The organism is Pigmentiphaga sp. (assembly GCF_033795525.1).
In the GTDB taxonomy this organism is placed as follows: domain Bacteria; phylum Pseudomonadota; class Gammaproteobacteria; order Burkholderiales; family Burkholderiaceae_B; genus Pigmentiphaga.
In genome coordinates, this window is record NZ_JARYGM010000004.1 from 395,316 (window position 1) to 410,527 (window position 15,212).

The window sequence follows — 15,212 nt, forward strand, 5'->3', positions numbered from 1 at the left end:
CCGCGGCGGCCGCGCCCCCTCTTCCGCATCACTGCACCGTGATGCTGGCCTCCTTGATCACTTTCTCCCACCGCTGCGCCTCGGTGTCGATCAAGCGCTCGAACTCCTCCGGCGTGTTGCCGACCGCGATGCCGCCGTGGGACTGGACCTTCTCCTTGATCGCGGGCGACTTCGCGATCTTGGCCAGCGCGGCAGCCAGTTTATTGACGACCTCGGGCGGCGTACCGGCGGGAACCACCACGCCGTTCCATACCGTGGCATCGAGCGCCAGGCCCTGCTCCTGCAGGGTGGGGAGGTCCGGCATGGAAGCCACCCGCTCGTCGCTCGTCACGCCCAGGCCCACCACCCGCCCGGACCGGATAGGCGCCATGCCCGAACCGGTGAAAGCGAAGTGGACGCGGCCGGCGTTCAGATCCACTTCGGCTGCCGCGGTGGACTTGTAGGGCACGTGAATGGCGTCTATGCCGGTCATGGACGCAAACAGGGCGCCCACCAGGTGCGGCGAAGTACCGGCGCCGGGCGACGAGTAATTCAGCTGCCCGGGCCGGGATTTGGCCAAGGCGACCAGGTCCTTGACGTTCTTGACGCCCAGTGTCGGACTGGCCATCAGGTAGAACGGCAGCGCGGCCACCATGGACACCGGCGTGAAGTCACGCTTGGGATCGTAGGTGATGTTGGGGTAGAGGAAGGGATTGATCGACAAGGTGGTGACCGACGCCATCAGCAGCGTATAGCCATCCGGCGCCGCCTTGGCGACGTTGTCGGCGCCTATCATCGTGCTGGCGCCGGCCTTGTTCTCGACGATCACCGGCTGCTTGAGCTCTTGCGCCAGCGCATCGGCGAAGATGCGGGACACGGTGTCGGCCACCCCGCCCGGCCCGTGGGGCACGACGAGCCGGATCGGCCGCTCGGGATACGCGGCGTTGGCCGCCGCCGCTCCCAGGGCCAGCGCCGAAGCCACGGCGCCGGCGGTAATCTTGATGCGCGTTTTCATGCTGTCTCCTTTTCTTTCGGATCCCGGCCGGGCTTGCGCGAGGCGGCCCCGCGCCCGGCCCGCCGGAGGAAGGTCATTGGGCGGGCTCGTCCAGCGAGACCTGCCACGCGTCATACCCGTAGACCCAGTCGGGATTCGTCGATTGGCGCATCCAGTTGTTGGCGCTCGAGCCGGCCTGCACGGCGGATGTGCGGGGCTTGCGCACGCGCTCGAACGCGCGGAAGGCGGCGTCCGGGTCGGCATGTTCGGCAACGCAGCGCGCCAGCACCACGGCGTCCTCCAGGGCCATCGCCGCGCCCTGGGCCATGTAGGGCGTCATGGGATGGCAGGCGTCGCCCATCAGGACGATGTTGCCGCGGCCCCAGCTGGGCAGCGGATCGCGCTGGAAGATGGCCCACTTGTGCACGTCGGGACACGCGGCCAGCACGGCCCTGACGTCGGGGTGGAAATCCGCATAGGCTTCCCGCAGCACGTTGAGGTCGCCCTTGGCCGACCAGGATTCGGGCGTGAGCCAGCCGGCGTCCTCGGGCTGGCTGGTGACGAAATACACTTCGTCGCAGCGGCGGGTGACGTAATAGATGACGATGTGGCGGTCCGGCCCCCACCATTTCGTGCGCGACTGGCCGATGTCCAGCGACCCGAGCCGGCTGGCGGGAAAGGTGGTCCGGTAGGCGACACGCCCGGTGAAGCGGGGCTTTTCCTCGCCCAGCAGCAGTTCGCGAACTTGCGAGTGCACGCCGTCGGCGCCGATGACGGCCCCGGCGCGGACCTGCGATCCGTCTTCGAAGCGAAGCAGGACCGCCTCGCCCTCATCCTCGAGATGTACCAGTTTCTTTCCGAGCGAGATGTGCTCCTGCGGCACCAGGCTGGCCAGCGAGGCATGCAGGTCACCCCGGTGCATGGCCAGGAAAGGCATGCCGTACCGCTCCAGCACGGCACCGGCCAGCGGAAATTCGTTGGTCACCTCGCCCGTGTCGTGGGTCCGGTTCAACGACGACTCCGGGGCGAATGCGATTTCTTCCAGGCGCGACTGCAGGCCCAGCCCGCTCAGCACCCGCATGGCATTGGGCGTCATCTGGATGCCGGCACCGATGCGCGCGAACTGCCGCGCCTGCTCGTAGATGTGCACGTTCATACCCTGGGCGCGCAATGCGACGGCGGCCGCCAGGCCGCCGATTCCGGCACCGATGATGGCTATCGGCAACTCCAAACTCTTCATGAATTCCTCCAGTATCCGCCACGGCCAGGCGCCGCTGGGCAGCGCGTCTAGCCGCGGAGGCGCACATTATTCGCGGAGGCTCATATCGAGTAAATTGCAGATCAGCACTATCAGCTATAGAACTCCTCTATACATGCGGAATACCGATGGATATCAAGCAGCTGGAATATTTCGTGCAGGTGGTGGACGCCGGCAGCTTCACCCGGGCTGCCATGGTGCTCGAGATGACGCAGCCTTCCCTGAGCCGGCAGATCCGGCTGCTGGAGGTCGAGCTGCACGAGCACCTGCTCTACCGTAACGGCCGGGGCGTGCGGCCGACCGAGGCTGGCGAGCGCCTGCTCGAGCATGCCCGCGTGGTCCTGGAACGGCTGGCGCTGGCGCGGCAGGAAATCCACGATCTCAAGGCGGTGCCGCGCGGCAGGATCGTCGTCGGGCTGCCGCCGCGGATCGCGCACTTGCTGGCACCGCGGCTGGTGCGGGGGTTCCGCGAACGCCTGCCCGGCGCCGCGCTGACGGTAACGGAGGGCCTGAGCGTCAGCCTGCGCGAATGGCTGCATGAAGGCCGTGTCGACATCGCGCTGCTCTACGATCCGGCGCCCGGCGAAACCCTGGACTACGAACCGGTCTTGCAGGAAGAATTGCTATTGGTGGGATGCCTGCCCGGGCCCGGGGAACGGTTGCCGGAATCGCTGCCGGTCGATGCGTTGACGGACTATCCACTGATCCTGCCCTGCCAGCCCAACACCATACGCGCGGTCGTCGATGCGACCTGCCGGCGGCGGGGCGTTCCGCTGAACATCGTCGCCGAGGTCAATGCGGTCCATACGATGGTGGCCTTGGCCGAAAGCGGCGAAGGCTACGCGCTGCTGTCGCGCAGCGCGATCGGGCCGCAATTGCGCGCAGGCACGCTGGCCTCGGCGCGTGTCCACTCCCCCGCCATGTACAACAACCTGATCATGTGCACCGCCCGGCTGCAGCCGCTCACCCGCCTGACGCGGGAAACCATGAAATTGCTGCGTTCACTGGACATCCGGGCGCTGCTGGCGAACGCCTAGAAGCCCTCCCGCCGGCCAGCCCGCGGCTGCCTCAGTTCACGGACTTCGGGGGAGGAAACGTGCGGCCACCGGCGTCGTCCGACAGATCGTCGGTTTCCAGCGGCGCGCCCGGGATGGCGAATTTTTCGGCTGCCCACGCGCCGAGGTCGATCTGGCGGCAACGCTCCGAGCAGAACGGGCGCCAGGGGTTGTCGGTGCTCCAAGGCGACGGCTTGGAGCAGGTGGGGCATTTGACTTTCTTGACCATGACGGCATTTTAGCGGCACGCGCCCGTCTATCGCGGCGCAGCCGCAGGGCGGCTATAGGCTATTGCACAGCGTCAACTGGAACGGGACGTCCCGCGACACAGCCTGCGGCTTCAAGTCGCCGCCCTGGGAGAAGAAGCGGGCCGACACCATGTACTTGTTGGCGCTGACTTCCGGAAACACGCCCAGCGTTTCGTCCACGCGTATGCGCAGCAGCTGGTAGGCCTTGCCGCCCAGCATCTGCTGGAAGACGCCCCCTTCGGCCAGCACCGGCTCTTGCCGGCCCGATTCGCGCAGCATCTTGAGGACGATGGCCAGGCCGTCGCGGATGGGCAGGAAGGGCTCGACCCACTGCGCCAGGTCCTGGATACGCTGGTCGGCCGGCTTGTGCTTCCATGCGTGATAAGAGGGAACGTCGAACTCGCACGCGCCGCCCGGAATGGCGAGACGGCTGCGTATGCTGGTGAGTCATTCGTTCTGCCGCAACGGCTGCCCGGTCTTGCCCTGCGCCACGAGCGAGGTGGCAGCCTGTTCGATGCTCGACAACATGGTGTCGAGGGTCTGCCGGTCCACGCTGGGATGGTCGCGCAGCGAATTGAGGGACTGCCGATAACGTTCCAGGTCCTGCAGAAGATCGGACTTCAGGTCGGCCCGCGCCGAGACGTCGAGGATTTCGAACAGCGTGGTCAATGCGACGTGATGCCCGCGAGCATCGGATTGCCGCACGAAAAAGAATAAGTTATCGAAGAGGCTTTCCAGACGCAGCAGCGTGCGGACGCGCTCGTTGAATGGGTATTCGTAAAGAACCACGTAGACCGTCCGGAATCGGAATTTCGTAGAAATATACCTGTACAACCAGGAGAGGGCGACTCCGCCCTTCCACTTCCGAACGGCCCTTGCGCGGGCCACCTCGGAATACCTCCATTGTAGGGACGGGACCTGGATACAAGCGCCCAGGAGCCACACCCGATACTTTGACCGAGGGAACTCTTCAATAAGGTTTCGAGATGTGACGCAACCGTCGCTACGGTCGCGCAACGGGCCGCGCCGCGGACGGGGTGTCGAGCCATTGCAGCCAGGCGCGGTGCTGGGCCAGCGTGCGCTCGGCCAGTTGCTCGGGCGTCGTGGCGCCATCGTTCAGGATGATGTCGTCGGCCACGGCCAGGCGCTCGGCGCGGCTGGCCTGGGCATTCATGATGCGGGCGACCATTTCGGGTGCCAGGCCGCTGCGGCGCTGCACGCGCGCGACCTGGGTGGCTTCGTCGCAATCGACCACGCAGATGCGGTGCACGCGTTCGCGCCAGCGTCCGGATTCCACCAGCAGCGGCACGACGAAGACCTGGTAGACGCCCGTGCGTTCGCGCGCCTCACGTTCGACTTCCTGGCCGATGAGAGGATGGATCAAGGCCTCGAGCCGCGCCTTGGCGCCCGGATCCGCAAACACCAGTTCGCGCATGCTGGCGCGGTCCATGGCTCCGTCGGGACCGATCATGGCAGGGCCGAATTCCCGCCGCAGCGGCTCGATGGCCAGGCCGCCCGGCGCCGTCAGCGTGTGGGCGATGCGATCGGTATCGATGATCGCCGCGCCCTGCGCCGCCAACAGGTCGGCCACCGCTGTCTTGCCGGAACCGATGCCGCCGGTCAGCCCGATGCGCAGGGGCCGGGCATCATGGGTATTGCCTGTGGTCACCATGCGAAAAGCTTAGCCCATAAGTCGCCGGCGAGCAGCGCGACGATACCGGCCGCGGCGAGGTACGGCCCGAAAGGCAGCGGCTGGTCGCGCCGCACCCGGCCGGCGATCATCAGTGCCCCGGCCACGGCTACCCCCACCAGCGAGGCCGCGACCATGACCAGCGGCAGGCTTTGCCATCCCAGCCAGGCGCCGATGGCGGCCAGCAGCTTGAAGTCGCCGTAGCCCATGCCTTCTTTGCCGGTCAGCAGCCGGAAGATCCAGTACACGGACCAGAGCACGCCGTATCCCGCCATCGCGCCTATCACCGCATGGTGCAGCGGCACGAACATACCCCAGAGATTCACGAACAGGCCGCCCCAAAGCAAGGGCAGGGTCAGGTCGTCCGGCAGCAAGGAGGTCTGCGCGTCGATGACCGCCAGCGACAAGCACACGGCGCAGAACGCCATGGCCGCCGCCGCGGCCCACGACACGCCGAGCACCGCCACGCAAGCCGCGAACAGCGCCGCCGTGGCGAGTTCCACGGCGGGGTATTGCCACGATATCGGGGCGCCGCAATAGGCGCACTTGCCGCGCAGCGCGAGCCAGCTGACCACGGGAATGTTGTGATGCCAGGCAATGGCCTGGTTGCAGGCGGGGCAGTGCGAGCCCGGCCGCGCCAGGTCGAACCGTTCTGCCGGGGCGCTCTGGCCCTGCAGTTCGGCGCACTGGGCCTGCCATGCGCGGTGCATCATCCGGGGCAGGCGAACGATCACGACATTGAGAAAGCTGCCCACCACGAGCCCCAGCACGGTGGCCGACGCATAAGCCAGCCACGGCGTGGCGGCGAGTATCTGCACGAATGACATAGAAAAATCACGAAGTCGCCGCCCGCGGCGGCCCCCCGCAAGCTTAACCGGACGGCGCTTTGCCCGCGTGGCGCTATGCAGGAAATGTCAGCGGCGCTGCAGCCTCCATCCAGGGACGAAGCCGCGCCGGACGCCTGCACGGCAGCAACCGGAACCGGGTAGACTTGCGGTAAACCTCAAGAGCCGGAGCCGTCATGACCAACCCGCCCGTTCCTTCCCTCCCCTTTCCTTCCCGCTTCGCTTCCCTGGCCGCTGCGCTGGTCGTCGCAGCCGGGCTGGGTGCGTGCGCCATTCCCCTGCCGGACCGTGACCGCGCGAGCACCTCGCCCGCCGCCGACGCCGCAGTGCCGCTGCCTCCGGGCGTGACGCCAGGCCAGGTCGAACGGCCCATCGCGGACCGCGGCGCGCCCATCAGCCAACCCATGACGTTCCGCGGCGTGATCCCTTGCGCCGACTGCGAAGGCCAGCGCATTACCCTCACGCTGCTGCCCGACTGGACCTGGCGCATGCGCCGCGTGTATTTCGGTACGCGGCAGAACAAGGACATGACCTTCGTCTCCACCGGCCGCTGGGAACGCCTGGTCGACTCGCCCGACCGGATCCGCCTCATCGGTGACCGCAACGAGGGCGGGCTCTATGAATTTGTCTCGGGAACGACCCTGCGCATGCTGGATCAGAACGGCGAACCTATCCAGTCTGCGCTGAACTATGCGCTGACCCAGCAATTCGAACTGGACTGGATCAGCGAACCGTTCCCGATGCGCGGCCGGGTGGTGTCGAAAGACGGCGAGTCCACGATCGCCATTTGCAGCACGGGCAAGCGCTACCCCGTCGCCCCCGGCGGCCAAGGCCAGGCATTGGCGAACGCCTACTCCAAGCTTCGCGTCGCGCCCGGCACGCCGGTGTTGATGTGGATAGAAGGACGGATCGTGCGTAGCGGTGAACCGCCGCGCGAATCCGTGCAAGTCGAGCGGCTGACCCGCGGCACGCTGGACAGCCCCTGCGACGATTGACGCGCAGGGCGCGGCAAGCGCCGCGCCCTGCCGCATGCGGCCTCAGCGTGCGCGCGAGATCCGGACTTCGGCGCCGCGCCGCTTCACTTCCAACCCTTCGGACGGCAGGATCTTCAAGCCTTCGAGGCCCTTGGCATAGCTCGACCCCTGCATCTGCATGACGCGGATCTTGTTGCGCATGACACTGGGGTTGTGCATGGGCATGCCGAACAGCCAGACTTCGTCGAGCAGCCGCGCGGAGTTGAACTCGCCGGTATGGTGCGCGGCCGGTCCCAGGCACAGCATGTGGCCTTCGCGGCCGAAGACCGGCAGGCGGTCCAGCCCGCACTCGAACGTCCATGTCGTGCCGCCTTCGTAGCGCCAGCCGGTGCTCAGGTCCCACCAGGCCTCGCCCTTGGGCAGGTAGACGCGGATCTGCTTGCCCGGCTGCACCGCCGGTACGACCAGCAGCGCGGGACCCAGCAGGTACTGCAGCTCGTAGGCATGGGCTTCGGGATCGTCGGGGAAGGACAAGGCCATCGAGCGCTGGACCGGCAACCCGGTCCGGGCCGCGTCCTCGATGACGCCGAGCACATAGGGAATGAGCCGATAGCGCCATTGCATCAGCGTCTGCGCATGCTGGAAGGTTTCTTCGCCGAAGTCCCAGGGCAGCAGGCCCGGTACCGCGTGAAAGCGCAGGTTGGAGCTGAATACCCCGGCGGCCAGCCAGCGCAGGTACAACTCGGGGGTCATCGTGTCCAGCGGATGGTCGGGCGAGCCGATGTCGTGGGCATGGCCCGGCACGCCGCTGGCGCCGGTCGTGAGCGCCGCGCGCAAGGACTCGGCCAGACCTTCCCAGGTATTGGGCACCGGCGTGGAAGCGTGCATGGGCAGGCGCTGGGCGGTGGGGAACAGGTCCCGGCTCCAGACCACGCCTTCGGGCGGCGTCTTGTTCCAGGCCGCGGCCTCGAACAGGCAACGCTTGGCCAGCATGGGGTAGACCGAGCGCAGCCGCGCGCCGGCGTCGCCGTTGCGGGCGCTGACCGTATCGGGGATGTCGAGCTGGACGTCGCACGATACGGCGTCCACGCCTTCGTCCATCATCTGGCGCACTTTGTCGCGCCAGAAAGTCCATACGTCGCGGTGCGTCAGGTCCAAAAGCCCGAAGGCCGCGCCCGCGGTGGCCGGCACGCCGTCGAAGACATGCGCGCTGCCGGATTCGTCGGTCAGCAGCCAGCCCTTGTCCTCGAGTTCGTCGAACATGGGGCTCTGCCTGGGCACGCCCGGAAAGCCGGGGGTGCAGACCTTCAGGTCCAGCGCCTTGAATTCGCCCAGGATATGACGCGGGTCGGCAAAGCGCTCGGCATCCCATTCGAGATTGAGCTTGCCGCGGATTTCCCAGGCCGCCGGGGGCTGGAACGAAACGGCGTCGAACGGCACGCCGCGGTTGCGCATTTCGCGGGCGGCCTCGGCCAGCTGGTCGGCACCGGTATTGGCAGCCTGGTGCAGCCAGGTCCCCATGCTCCACAGCGTGGGCTGGCCGGCGCGGCCGGTGAGCTGCGTGTACTGGTTGAGGATTTCGGCGGGTTCGCCGACGAACAGGAACAGATCGAGCTGGGAGTCGTCGATCGTGAGCACGTAGCTGTCGGGCGCGAATTCCTCGAGCGCGATGTCGTGCACCACCGATCCGACCGTATTGATGTAGAGGCCCCAGCCGCGCGGGCTCCAGGCCAGCGGCAGCGCGCGCGAATCGGGCTCGTCGGAGGTCACGCGTTCTGCCCGCCGATCCAGCATGATCTTGCTCTCGCCCAGGCCATAGACGCCCTCGGCAGGGTCGAGATCGAAGGCCAGGGTCCAGGACTTGGGCGCCGCGGCGTCCTCGGTCCCGAACGCAAAGAGGTCTTCGTCTCCGGACGAGGCCAGCACCTTCTGGCCCTTCCGGTACAGGGCCAGCCGCAGCGGCTGGGTGCCGATCTCGAGGGCGTTGTCGCCCTGGACGATGCGAAAGCCCGGGCCGCCGTCCAGCTCGACCTGCTCGACCGTTGCCTCGCCGATGGCTTCGGTCCGCGCCAGCAGCTCGTGCAGCGCCGCGGCACGGCTAGCGGAGCCGGAAGCAGGCTTGCCGGTCGCTTCGGGCGTACCTATGCTGAGCCTGAACACCCCCGGCGCAGCGGCCTCGACCAGCAGGGCCTGGGCCTGGTCCGTGGTGAAACGGATGCTGACCGGGTTGGACGTGTTCATGGACAGGGATTCCAGACGCTGGTAGCGGGAGGAGTCGAATTGAAGTGGCACAGGTTTCCCTCGATCGCTTTCGACAGATTGGCAATAACAAAGACGCAACCCCGGAGACACTGGTTGCTGCCCCGCTCTTTGCCCCAAATGCTGCGCAATGCCGCACTTTTTCGCCAAAACCTCTATTTTGACGGATTCGCGGAGGCAAATAAACCGCTTCTCCTGGCGCCGCACGTCCTCGGAGGGCGGCGCAGGCGGGCCGGGCACGCCGGATCCGGGGGATACCGGGGTTTTCAGGAGGCGGGCGTAATGGCGCGGACACCCCGGACGCCGCCCCTGGCAAATTGTTTTTTGCTGTTGATACCGCTATTTTCCCACGATTCGCGCCGTATTCAGCGCCAACCCACCGTCCGCACTAGATCTCGCTCCAGAATTTGCGGCTCTCCCTCCAGGCTCGCGCCGATGGAATCGCCCGCCAGCGCAGACCAGCTCAGCCCCCGCGAGGCATAGCCGGAGGCGACCCAGAGCCCCGCCGCACCCGGCAATTCGGCGATGACCGGCAACCGGCCGGGCAGTACGGCGCGCCAGCCGGCCCAGCCCGTCAACCCGGCGGGATCGGGTAGGGACGGCGCGAAACCGGGCAGCAGGCGCGCGACCTTGCCGAGGTTGACCGCGTGGCCCTCCGCGGTCGGCATGGCCTGGGCGGCGTCATGGACGTAGGTGCTGCCCGCCACGCACCAGCCGTCGACTGGCGGCAATACGTAGCCGTCCCCAGCCACCACGCAGCGAGGCTCGCCGGCCAGCGGCGCAGGTAGCAGGGTGATCTGGCCGGCGATGGCTTTCTGCTCGAAAAAGCGCGCGGGGGATCGGGCCGGGAAACCGCTGGCCGCCAGCAGGCGGGGCGCGTCGGAAGCCGTGGCCACCACGACGACTTCGGCCTCGGTCAAGACCTCGCCCGTCTGGCCCATGACCTGCCAGCACCGCCCGCCCGGCACGTCGGCGGGCCGGCTGCCAAGGCGTGCAGCCAGGGCGGCACGCACCGTGATCGCGGGCGAGGCGAGCAACGCGGCGCAAAGCTTTCGCGGCCGGACCCGCAAGCCGCCGGGAAAAAACACGCCGCCGCGCGCGGTGGCGCATCCGGCCAGCGCGCTGGCCTCGTCCCGCGTCACCGCTCGCACCCAGTCGCCGGGAAAGCCCAGCACCTGCAGCATGGCATGCATGTCGTCAACCGCCGCGTCAGACTTGGCCTGCTGCACCGTCCCGCAACGTGCCACGACATCGCCGTCCATCCAGGGCGCCCAGCGGGAAGCGGCGCGCAACGCGCCCGCCCGGGACAGGCGCGCGCGCGGGCTGTCGTCCTTGGCCAGCAACGGCGTCAGCGCCGCCGCCAGGTGTCCCGGGGCCGCGGCCGGCGCGCCCCACGCCGCATCGAGCACTGTCACCCGCCAGCCGCGCAAGGCGAGCGCATGCGCCACGCCCGCCCCGGCAATACCCGCCCCCAGGACGACCGCGTGGCGTTCGGCGAAAGACGACGGCGCAACAGGCGCGTGGCGGCGCTCGAAACGCGGGGCAAAGCGCGCGACGGTCATATGCCGCTTGCCGCCGAAACCGGCGCGCTTTTCCACCTCGAAACCGGCGGCTTGCAGGGCGCGGCGCACCAAGCCGGCGCTGGTCCAAGTGGCCGCGGTGGCATCCGGCACGGCCAGGCGGGCCAGCGCCTTCATCAGCCCCTCCGACCACATCTGCGGATTGCGCGCGGGGTCGAAGCCATCGAGGAAGAATGCGTCGGCCCCCAGCGCGAGCTGCGGCACGATCTGCTCGGCCAGCCCGAAAGCCAGCGTGAGCGTAACCGCGCCTCCGTCCAGGTCCAGCCGATGCAGCCCGGGCAGAAGTGGCGGCCACTGGTCCAGCAACTGCGAGGCCATGTCCTGCCACGCCGCAGGCCATTGGGCCGCCAGCAGCGCGGCAAGATGCTCACGCGAGAAGGGATGGGCCTCGACCGACACCACGTGCAGCCGCCGGCAGCGCCGCGGATCGTCGCGCCACGCGCGCCACAGCGTCAGGAACGTCAAACCGAGGCCAAAACCGGTCTCGCACACGGTGAAACGCTCGCGGCCCTGCCATCGCCCGGGCAATCCATTGCCGGCGAGGAACACATGGCGAGCCTGCTCGATGGCGCCCTGGGCGGCATGGTAGATGTCGCCGTAGCGCGGGCTGTAGGGCACGCCGCCCGGCCCGAAGGCCGGCAGGGAGGGAATCAGGGGCGTAAACACCGGCGCATCATACCGCCGGCGCAACAGCTCCTGCCCGGCTCTTATCGCCGAAGCAAAGTGGACGTACACTGATCACATGAGCATCCCTGCCGCCCCCGCCATGCAAAAAACCGCGCCGCTGGATCTCTTCAAGGCGCTGGAAGCCGCCGTTACCGCCGCCCACGCCGGGGCGGCCGTCCTCCAAGCCTATGCCCACAAGCGTTCGGAACTGGTCATCGACCGCAAAGCGCGAAACGACCTGGTATCGCAGGCCGACCGCGAAGCCGAAATCGCCATCATCGAAGTGCTGCGCGCCCGTACGCCGCAGTTCGGCATCGTGGCCGAGGAAACGGGCGGCTCGCCTTCCGGGCCGGCAAGCTGGTACATCGACCCGCTCGATGGCACTACCAATTTCGTCCATGCCATCCCCCACTATGCCGTCTCGATTGCGCTGGTGGCGCAGCAGGACTGCGGCATCGCCTTCGAAAACGCGAAAGCCGAGCCCGGTCCCGTCGTGGGCGTGATCTACGATCCTTGCCGCGAGGAAATGTTCACCGCGGTGCGCGGCGTGGGCGCCTGGCTCAACAGCCATCGCATCGAGTGCTCCCGCACCGACACGCTGGCCGACGCCTTGCTCGCCACCGGGTTTCCCTACAGCGACATGTCTTTTACGGAAAACTACCTGCCCATGCTGCGCGACGCCATGCATGGCACGCGCGGCGTCCGGCGCAACGGCGCGGCGGCGCTGGACCTGGCCTGGGTGGCGTGCGGCCGCTTCGACGGCTACTGGGAACTGCGCCTCAAGCCGTGGGACATCGCCGCGGGCACGCTGCTGGTGCGCGAGGCGGGCGGCATGGCCTTCGACCCGTTCGAACGCACGCCCTGGCCCGAGCACGGCGACATCGTGGCCGGCGGACCCGACGTGGCGCGGGCCCTGCATGCGCTGATCGGCCCCAACCTCAAATCCTGAGCAACCACGGGCACCGTTACGCAGTGCTGCCGTTACGGCAACACTGCGGTCATTATTTGCTGCTTGTTGATGCCGCTTGCCGCTGATTAACCTGCAAGCCAGCCGCCACGCCGGCGCAAGCCCGACAGAGCAGCCACCAACGAATCCGAAGCAGCAGAGAGCACCATGAGCGAGCATTTCCTATCCGCGGACCCGTACCCCTGGCCATTCGACAACGATCTGCGCCCGGAAAATACCGCGCTGATCATCATCGACATGCAAACGGACTTTTGCGGCCAAGGCGGCTACGTCGACCAGATGGGCTACGATCTGTCGCTCACACGCGCCCCGGTCGAACCTATCGGACGGCTGCTGGCCGCGATGCGCGGCGCCGGTTTCCATATCATCCACACCCGCGAAGGCCACCGCCCGGACCTCTCGGACCTGCCCGCCAACAAGCGCTGGCGCTCGCGCCAGATCGGCGCCGGCATCGGCGACCCCGGGCCTTGCGGCCGCATCCTGGTGCGCGGCGAACCCGGCTGGGAAATCATTCCCGAGCTGGCACCGCTGGCGGGCGAGCCCATCATCGACAAGCCGGGCAAGGGCTCCTTCTGCGCGACCGACCTCGACCTGATCCTGCGCACGCGCGGCATACGCAATCTCGTGCTGACCGGCATCACCACGGACGTATGCGTGCATACCACCATGCGCGAAGCGAACGACCGCGGCTACGAGTGCCTGCTGCTCGAGGACTGCTGCGGCGCGACCGACCGCGGCAACCACGAGGCCGCCATCAAGATGATCAAGATGCAGGGCGGCGTGTTCGGCGCGGTCAGCGACTCGGCGGCCTTCCTCAAGGTGCTCGCCGCCCGCGCGGAGGCCGCACGATGAACCAGGTCCTGACCTTGAAGGATGCGCTCAGCCGCGTGCCGGAAGACCTGGAATGGGGCGTGCTGCGCCCCGGCGTCGGGGTGGCGTGGATTTATCGCGACCCGGACGGCGGCCCCTCCGCCGCGTACCTGCGCTACGAACCGGGGGCCTCGGTGCCGCTGCACCATCATCCCGGCCTCGAACACATCCTCGTCCTGGAAGGCGAGCAGCAGGACGAACGCGGGGTGTATCCGGCCGGCACGCTGGTGGTCAACCCGCCCGGGACGCGGCACAGCGTGCAGAGCCCCAAGGGTTGCCTGGCATTGCTGATCTGGAATCGGCCGGTGGAAATCCTCGACCCCGCCGAGGCGGCCTAGCCGGGCCGCGCGGCACGCCGGCCCGGCGGCTCGATGCGATGCGCTCCGTGCGCATCGCGTCCCGCGCTCAACGCACGATCATCAGGCCGATGCGCAGCTGCGACCTGGCCCGCCGGTTGTAGTCCAGCAGCGTCTCGCCATAGCCATTGAAGTACTGCACGTGCAGGAACCCGTTGAGGTTGCCCAGCCCGAGCTTGCGCAGCGGGTAGGCCATGTCCAGCTGCACCGACCCCTTCTCGTATCCCTTGCGCGCCAGCGCCGACAGCATCAGGCCATCGGGCTTGGCCCAGCGGACCTGGTAGTCGACGTGGCCCCGGTAATCGGCAATGTCGGGATTGCCTTCGCGCGACAAGTAATACTTGATCTTGGGACCGAAGCTGACCGTACTGCCGTCGTCGAAGCGGTAGCTCAGCATGGGGCGGGCATAGAGCGAATTGATGGCGCGCGACGTGTCGCCCTCGCGGCCGTTGGATTCATGCTCGAAGCCGCTTTCCAGGCCCAGCGCCTTGCGGCGGTCGGCGGACTCCCAGGCCCGTTCCGAGAGCCAGAAAACCGCCGGCCGATAGCTGCTATCGCGGAACGGCGCCGACTCGCCGCCCAGGTCCCAGAGCGAGGTCTGGGTATAGCCCAGGTAGAGGTTGTTGAAGAAACCGGACTCCTGCGCATTGTCGGGCTGGAACAGGCGGAATTTCAGGCTGATCTGGAAACGCGCGTTCAGGTCCGGCCGGAGGCCCAGGCTGAAATACACGGGCTCGTACGGCGACAGGGCGCTGCGGAACCGGCTCAATATGGCGCTGTCGTCGCTGGCCAGCGCCTCGGCGGGCGCAGGCCCCTCGGTAGCGGTACTGCCCGACGCCTGCCCCGCGGCCAGGCCGCTGACGCCCGCCAGCACGCTCTGGTCCGGCACCCGCAGCCCCGAGCCGGCCGGCGCCGCCGGATCGACAATAGGCCCTACGGCGCGCGTTCCCACGATGGTGCCCTTCTCCGCCGGCGTGGTGTCGAGCGCCAGCAGCACGGGCTCGCCTTCGATCGCGATGGCCTGCAATCCCTGGGCTTCGGCCGGCACGACGGCGGACCACGAGGCGCGCGAAAACTGCCCCACGGGGACTTGCAGGGCGGCCTGGTCGCCGTCCAGGCGGGCCGGGGTACGTACCACGTGGCCAGCCCCGTCCCGCCATTGCAGGATCAATTCTGACGGCGCATCCCACGTCGCCATGGCGGTGCCGTCGTTGAAGAACATGGCTTCGACCCGCACGGTCTCGCCGGGGCCGGCCTGGAGCCGGTCGAGCCGGAACGTCACCCCGGCCTGGGCCGCTTGCATGGGCACGGCGGCCAGCCATGCAAGGGCGCCAAGCGGCCAGAGCACCCGGCGCCAGGCGGCGGGCACGATTTTGCGTCGGTGGCCAGGCATCTGGCGTAGCATGAGAACTCCTGAGCTGCGCCCACACACGGGCAAAGCGCCCATTGTAGGCGCTGCGGCGCCAGCCCG

13 protein-coding genes and 1 pseudogene are annotated in these 15,212 nt (G+C 68.0%); 5 read left to right on the forward strand and 9 right to left on the reverse strand.

Annotation, left to right across the window (positions count from 1 at the left end):
• Positions 1–28: 28 nt before the first annotated feature.
• Together QHC78_RS14125 and QHC78_RS14130 are read right to left on the reverse strand one after the other, a co-directional pair.
• Complete coding sequence (locus QHC78_RS14125) at positions 29–994, reverse strand: Bug family tripartite tricarboxylate transporter substrate binding protein (protein ID WP_319745573.1); 966 nt, start codon at positions 992–994, stop codon at positions 29–31.
• Positions 995–1,067: 73 nt separating this feature from the next.
• Positions 1,068–2,213 carry an FAD-dependent monooxygenase gene (locus QHC78_RS14130; RefSeq protein WP_319745575.1) on the reverse strand — a complete coding sequence of 382 codons (1,146 nt, stop codon included), beginning with the start codon at positions 2,211–2,213 and terminating at the stop codon, positions 1,068–1,070.
• A 146-nt stretch (positions 2,214–2,359) separates the two neighbouring features.
• Here QHC78_RS14130 and QHC78_RS14135 point away from each other — a divergent pair, with 146 nt between their 5' ends.
• Positions 2,360–3,268, forward strand: a complete 909-nt coding sequence (locus QHC78_RS14135) for a LysR family transcriptional regulator (RefSeq protein ID WP_319745577.1) — start codon at positions 2,360–2,362, stop codon at positions 3,266–3,268.
• 31 nt (positions 3,269–3,299) lie between these two features.
• On the opposite strand, the gene QHC78_RS14140 is transcribed toward QHC78_RS14135, so the two are convergent.
• From QHC78_RS14140 to QHC78_RS14155, 4 genes and pseudogenes are all read right to left on the reverse strand, one after another.
• Positions 3,300–3,515 carry a DNA gyrase inhibitor YacG gene (locus QHC78_RS14140; protein WP_319745578.1) on the reverse strand — a complete coding sequence of 72 codons (216 nt, stop codon included), beginning with the start codon at positions 3,513–3,515 and terminating at the stop codon, positions 3,300–3,302.
• A 52-nt stretch (positions 3,516–3,567) separates the two neighbouring features.
• A pseudogene (gene zapD / locus QHC78_RS14145) lies at positions 3,568–4,323 on the reverse strand (cell division protein ZapD).
• A 214-nt stretch (positions 4,324–4,537) separates the two neighbouring features.
• Positions 4,538–5,206 carry a dephospho-CoA kinase gene (coaE, locus tag QHC78_RS14150; protein WP_319745579.1) on the reverse strand — a complete coding sequence of 223 codons (669 nt, stop codon included), beginning with the start codon at positions 5,204–5,206 and terminating at the stop codon, positions 4,538–4,540.
• The gene (locus QHC78_RS14155; protein ID WP_319745581.1) at positions 5,200–6,051 is read right to left on the reverse strand and encodes a prepilin peptidase; all 852 of its coding nucleotides are present in this window, start codon (positions 6,049–6,051) and stop codon (positions 5,200–5,202) included. The genes coaE and QHC78_RS14155 overlap by 7 nt, the downstream gene beginning before the upstream one ends.
• A gap of 194 nt (positions 6,052–6,245) precedes the next feature.
• On the opposite strand from QHC78_RS14155, the gene QHC78_RS14160 reads away from it, so the two are divergent.
• Complete coding sequence (locus tag QHC78_RS14160) at positions 6,246–7,064, forward strand: copper resistance protein NlpE N-terminal domain-containing protein (RefSeq protein WP_319745582.1); 819 nt, start codon at positions 6,246–6,248, stop codon at positions 7,062–7,064.
• 42 nt (positions 7,065–7,106) lie between these two features.
• On the opposite strand, the gene QHC78_RS14165 is transcribed toward QHC78_RS14160, so the two are convergent.
• The gene (locus QHC78_RS14165; RefSeq protein ID WP_319745584.1) at positions 7,107–9,335 is read right to left on the reverse strand and encodes a glycoside hydrolase family 31 protein; all 2,229 of its coding nucleotides are present in this window, start codon (positions 9,333–9,335) and stop codon (positions 7,107–7,109) included.
• A 332-nt stretch (positions 9,336–9,667) separates the two neighbouring features.
• The gene (gene mnmC / locus QHC78_RS14170; RefSeq protein WP_319745586.1) at positions 9,668–11,548 is read right to left on the reverse strand and encodes a bifunctional tRNA (5-methylaminomethyl-2-thiouridine)(34)-methyltransferase MnmC2/FAD-dependent 5-carboxymethylaminomethyl-2-thiouridine(34) oxidoreductase MnmC1; all 1,881 of its coding nucleotides are present in this window, start codon (positions 11,546–11,548) and stop codon (positions 9,668–9,670) included.
• Between the two features lie 100 nt (positions 11,549–11,648).
• Between mnmC and QHC78_RS14175 the strand changes: the two genes are divergently transcribed.
• From QHC78_RS14175 to QHC78_RS14185, 3 genes are all read left to right on the forward strand, one after another.
• Positions 11,649–12,497 (forward strand): inositol monophosphatase family protein, encoded by an 849-nt coding sequence (locus QHC78_RS14175; RefSeq protein ID WP_413816467.1) that lies wholly within the window; start codon positions 11,649–11,651, stop codon positions 12,495–12,497.
• Between the two features lie 165 nt (positions 12,498–12,662).
• Positions 12,663–13,367, forward strand: a complete 705-nt coding sequence (gene biuH, locus QHC78_RS14180; protein ID WP_319745589.1) for a biuret amidohydrolase — start codon at positions 12,663–12,665, stop codon at positions 13,365–13,367.
• Positions 13,364–13,723 (forward strand): cupin domain-containing protein, encoded by a 360-nt coding sequence (locus tag QHC78_RS14185; protein ID WP_319745591.1) that lies wholly within the window; start codon positions 13,364–13,366, stop codon positions 13,721–13,723. The genes biuH and QHC78_RS14185 overlap by 4 nt, the downstream gene beginning before the upstream one ends.
• A gap of 67 nt (positions 13,724–13,790) precedes the next feature.
• Here the strand turns inward: QHC78_RS14185 and QHC78_RS14190 are convergent, their stop codons facing one another.
• The gene (locus QHC78_RS14190) at positions 13,791–15,134 is read right to left on the reverse strand and encodes a phospholipase A (protein ID WP_413816468.1); all 1,344 of its coding nucleotides are present in this window, start codon (positions 15,132–15,134) and stop codon (positions 13,791–13,793) included.
• Between the last annotated feature and the right edge of the window lie 78 nt (positions 15,135–15,212).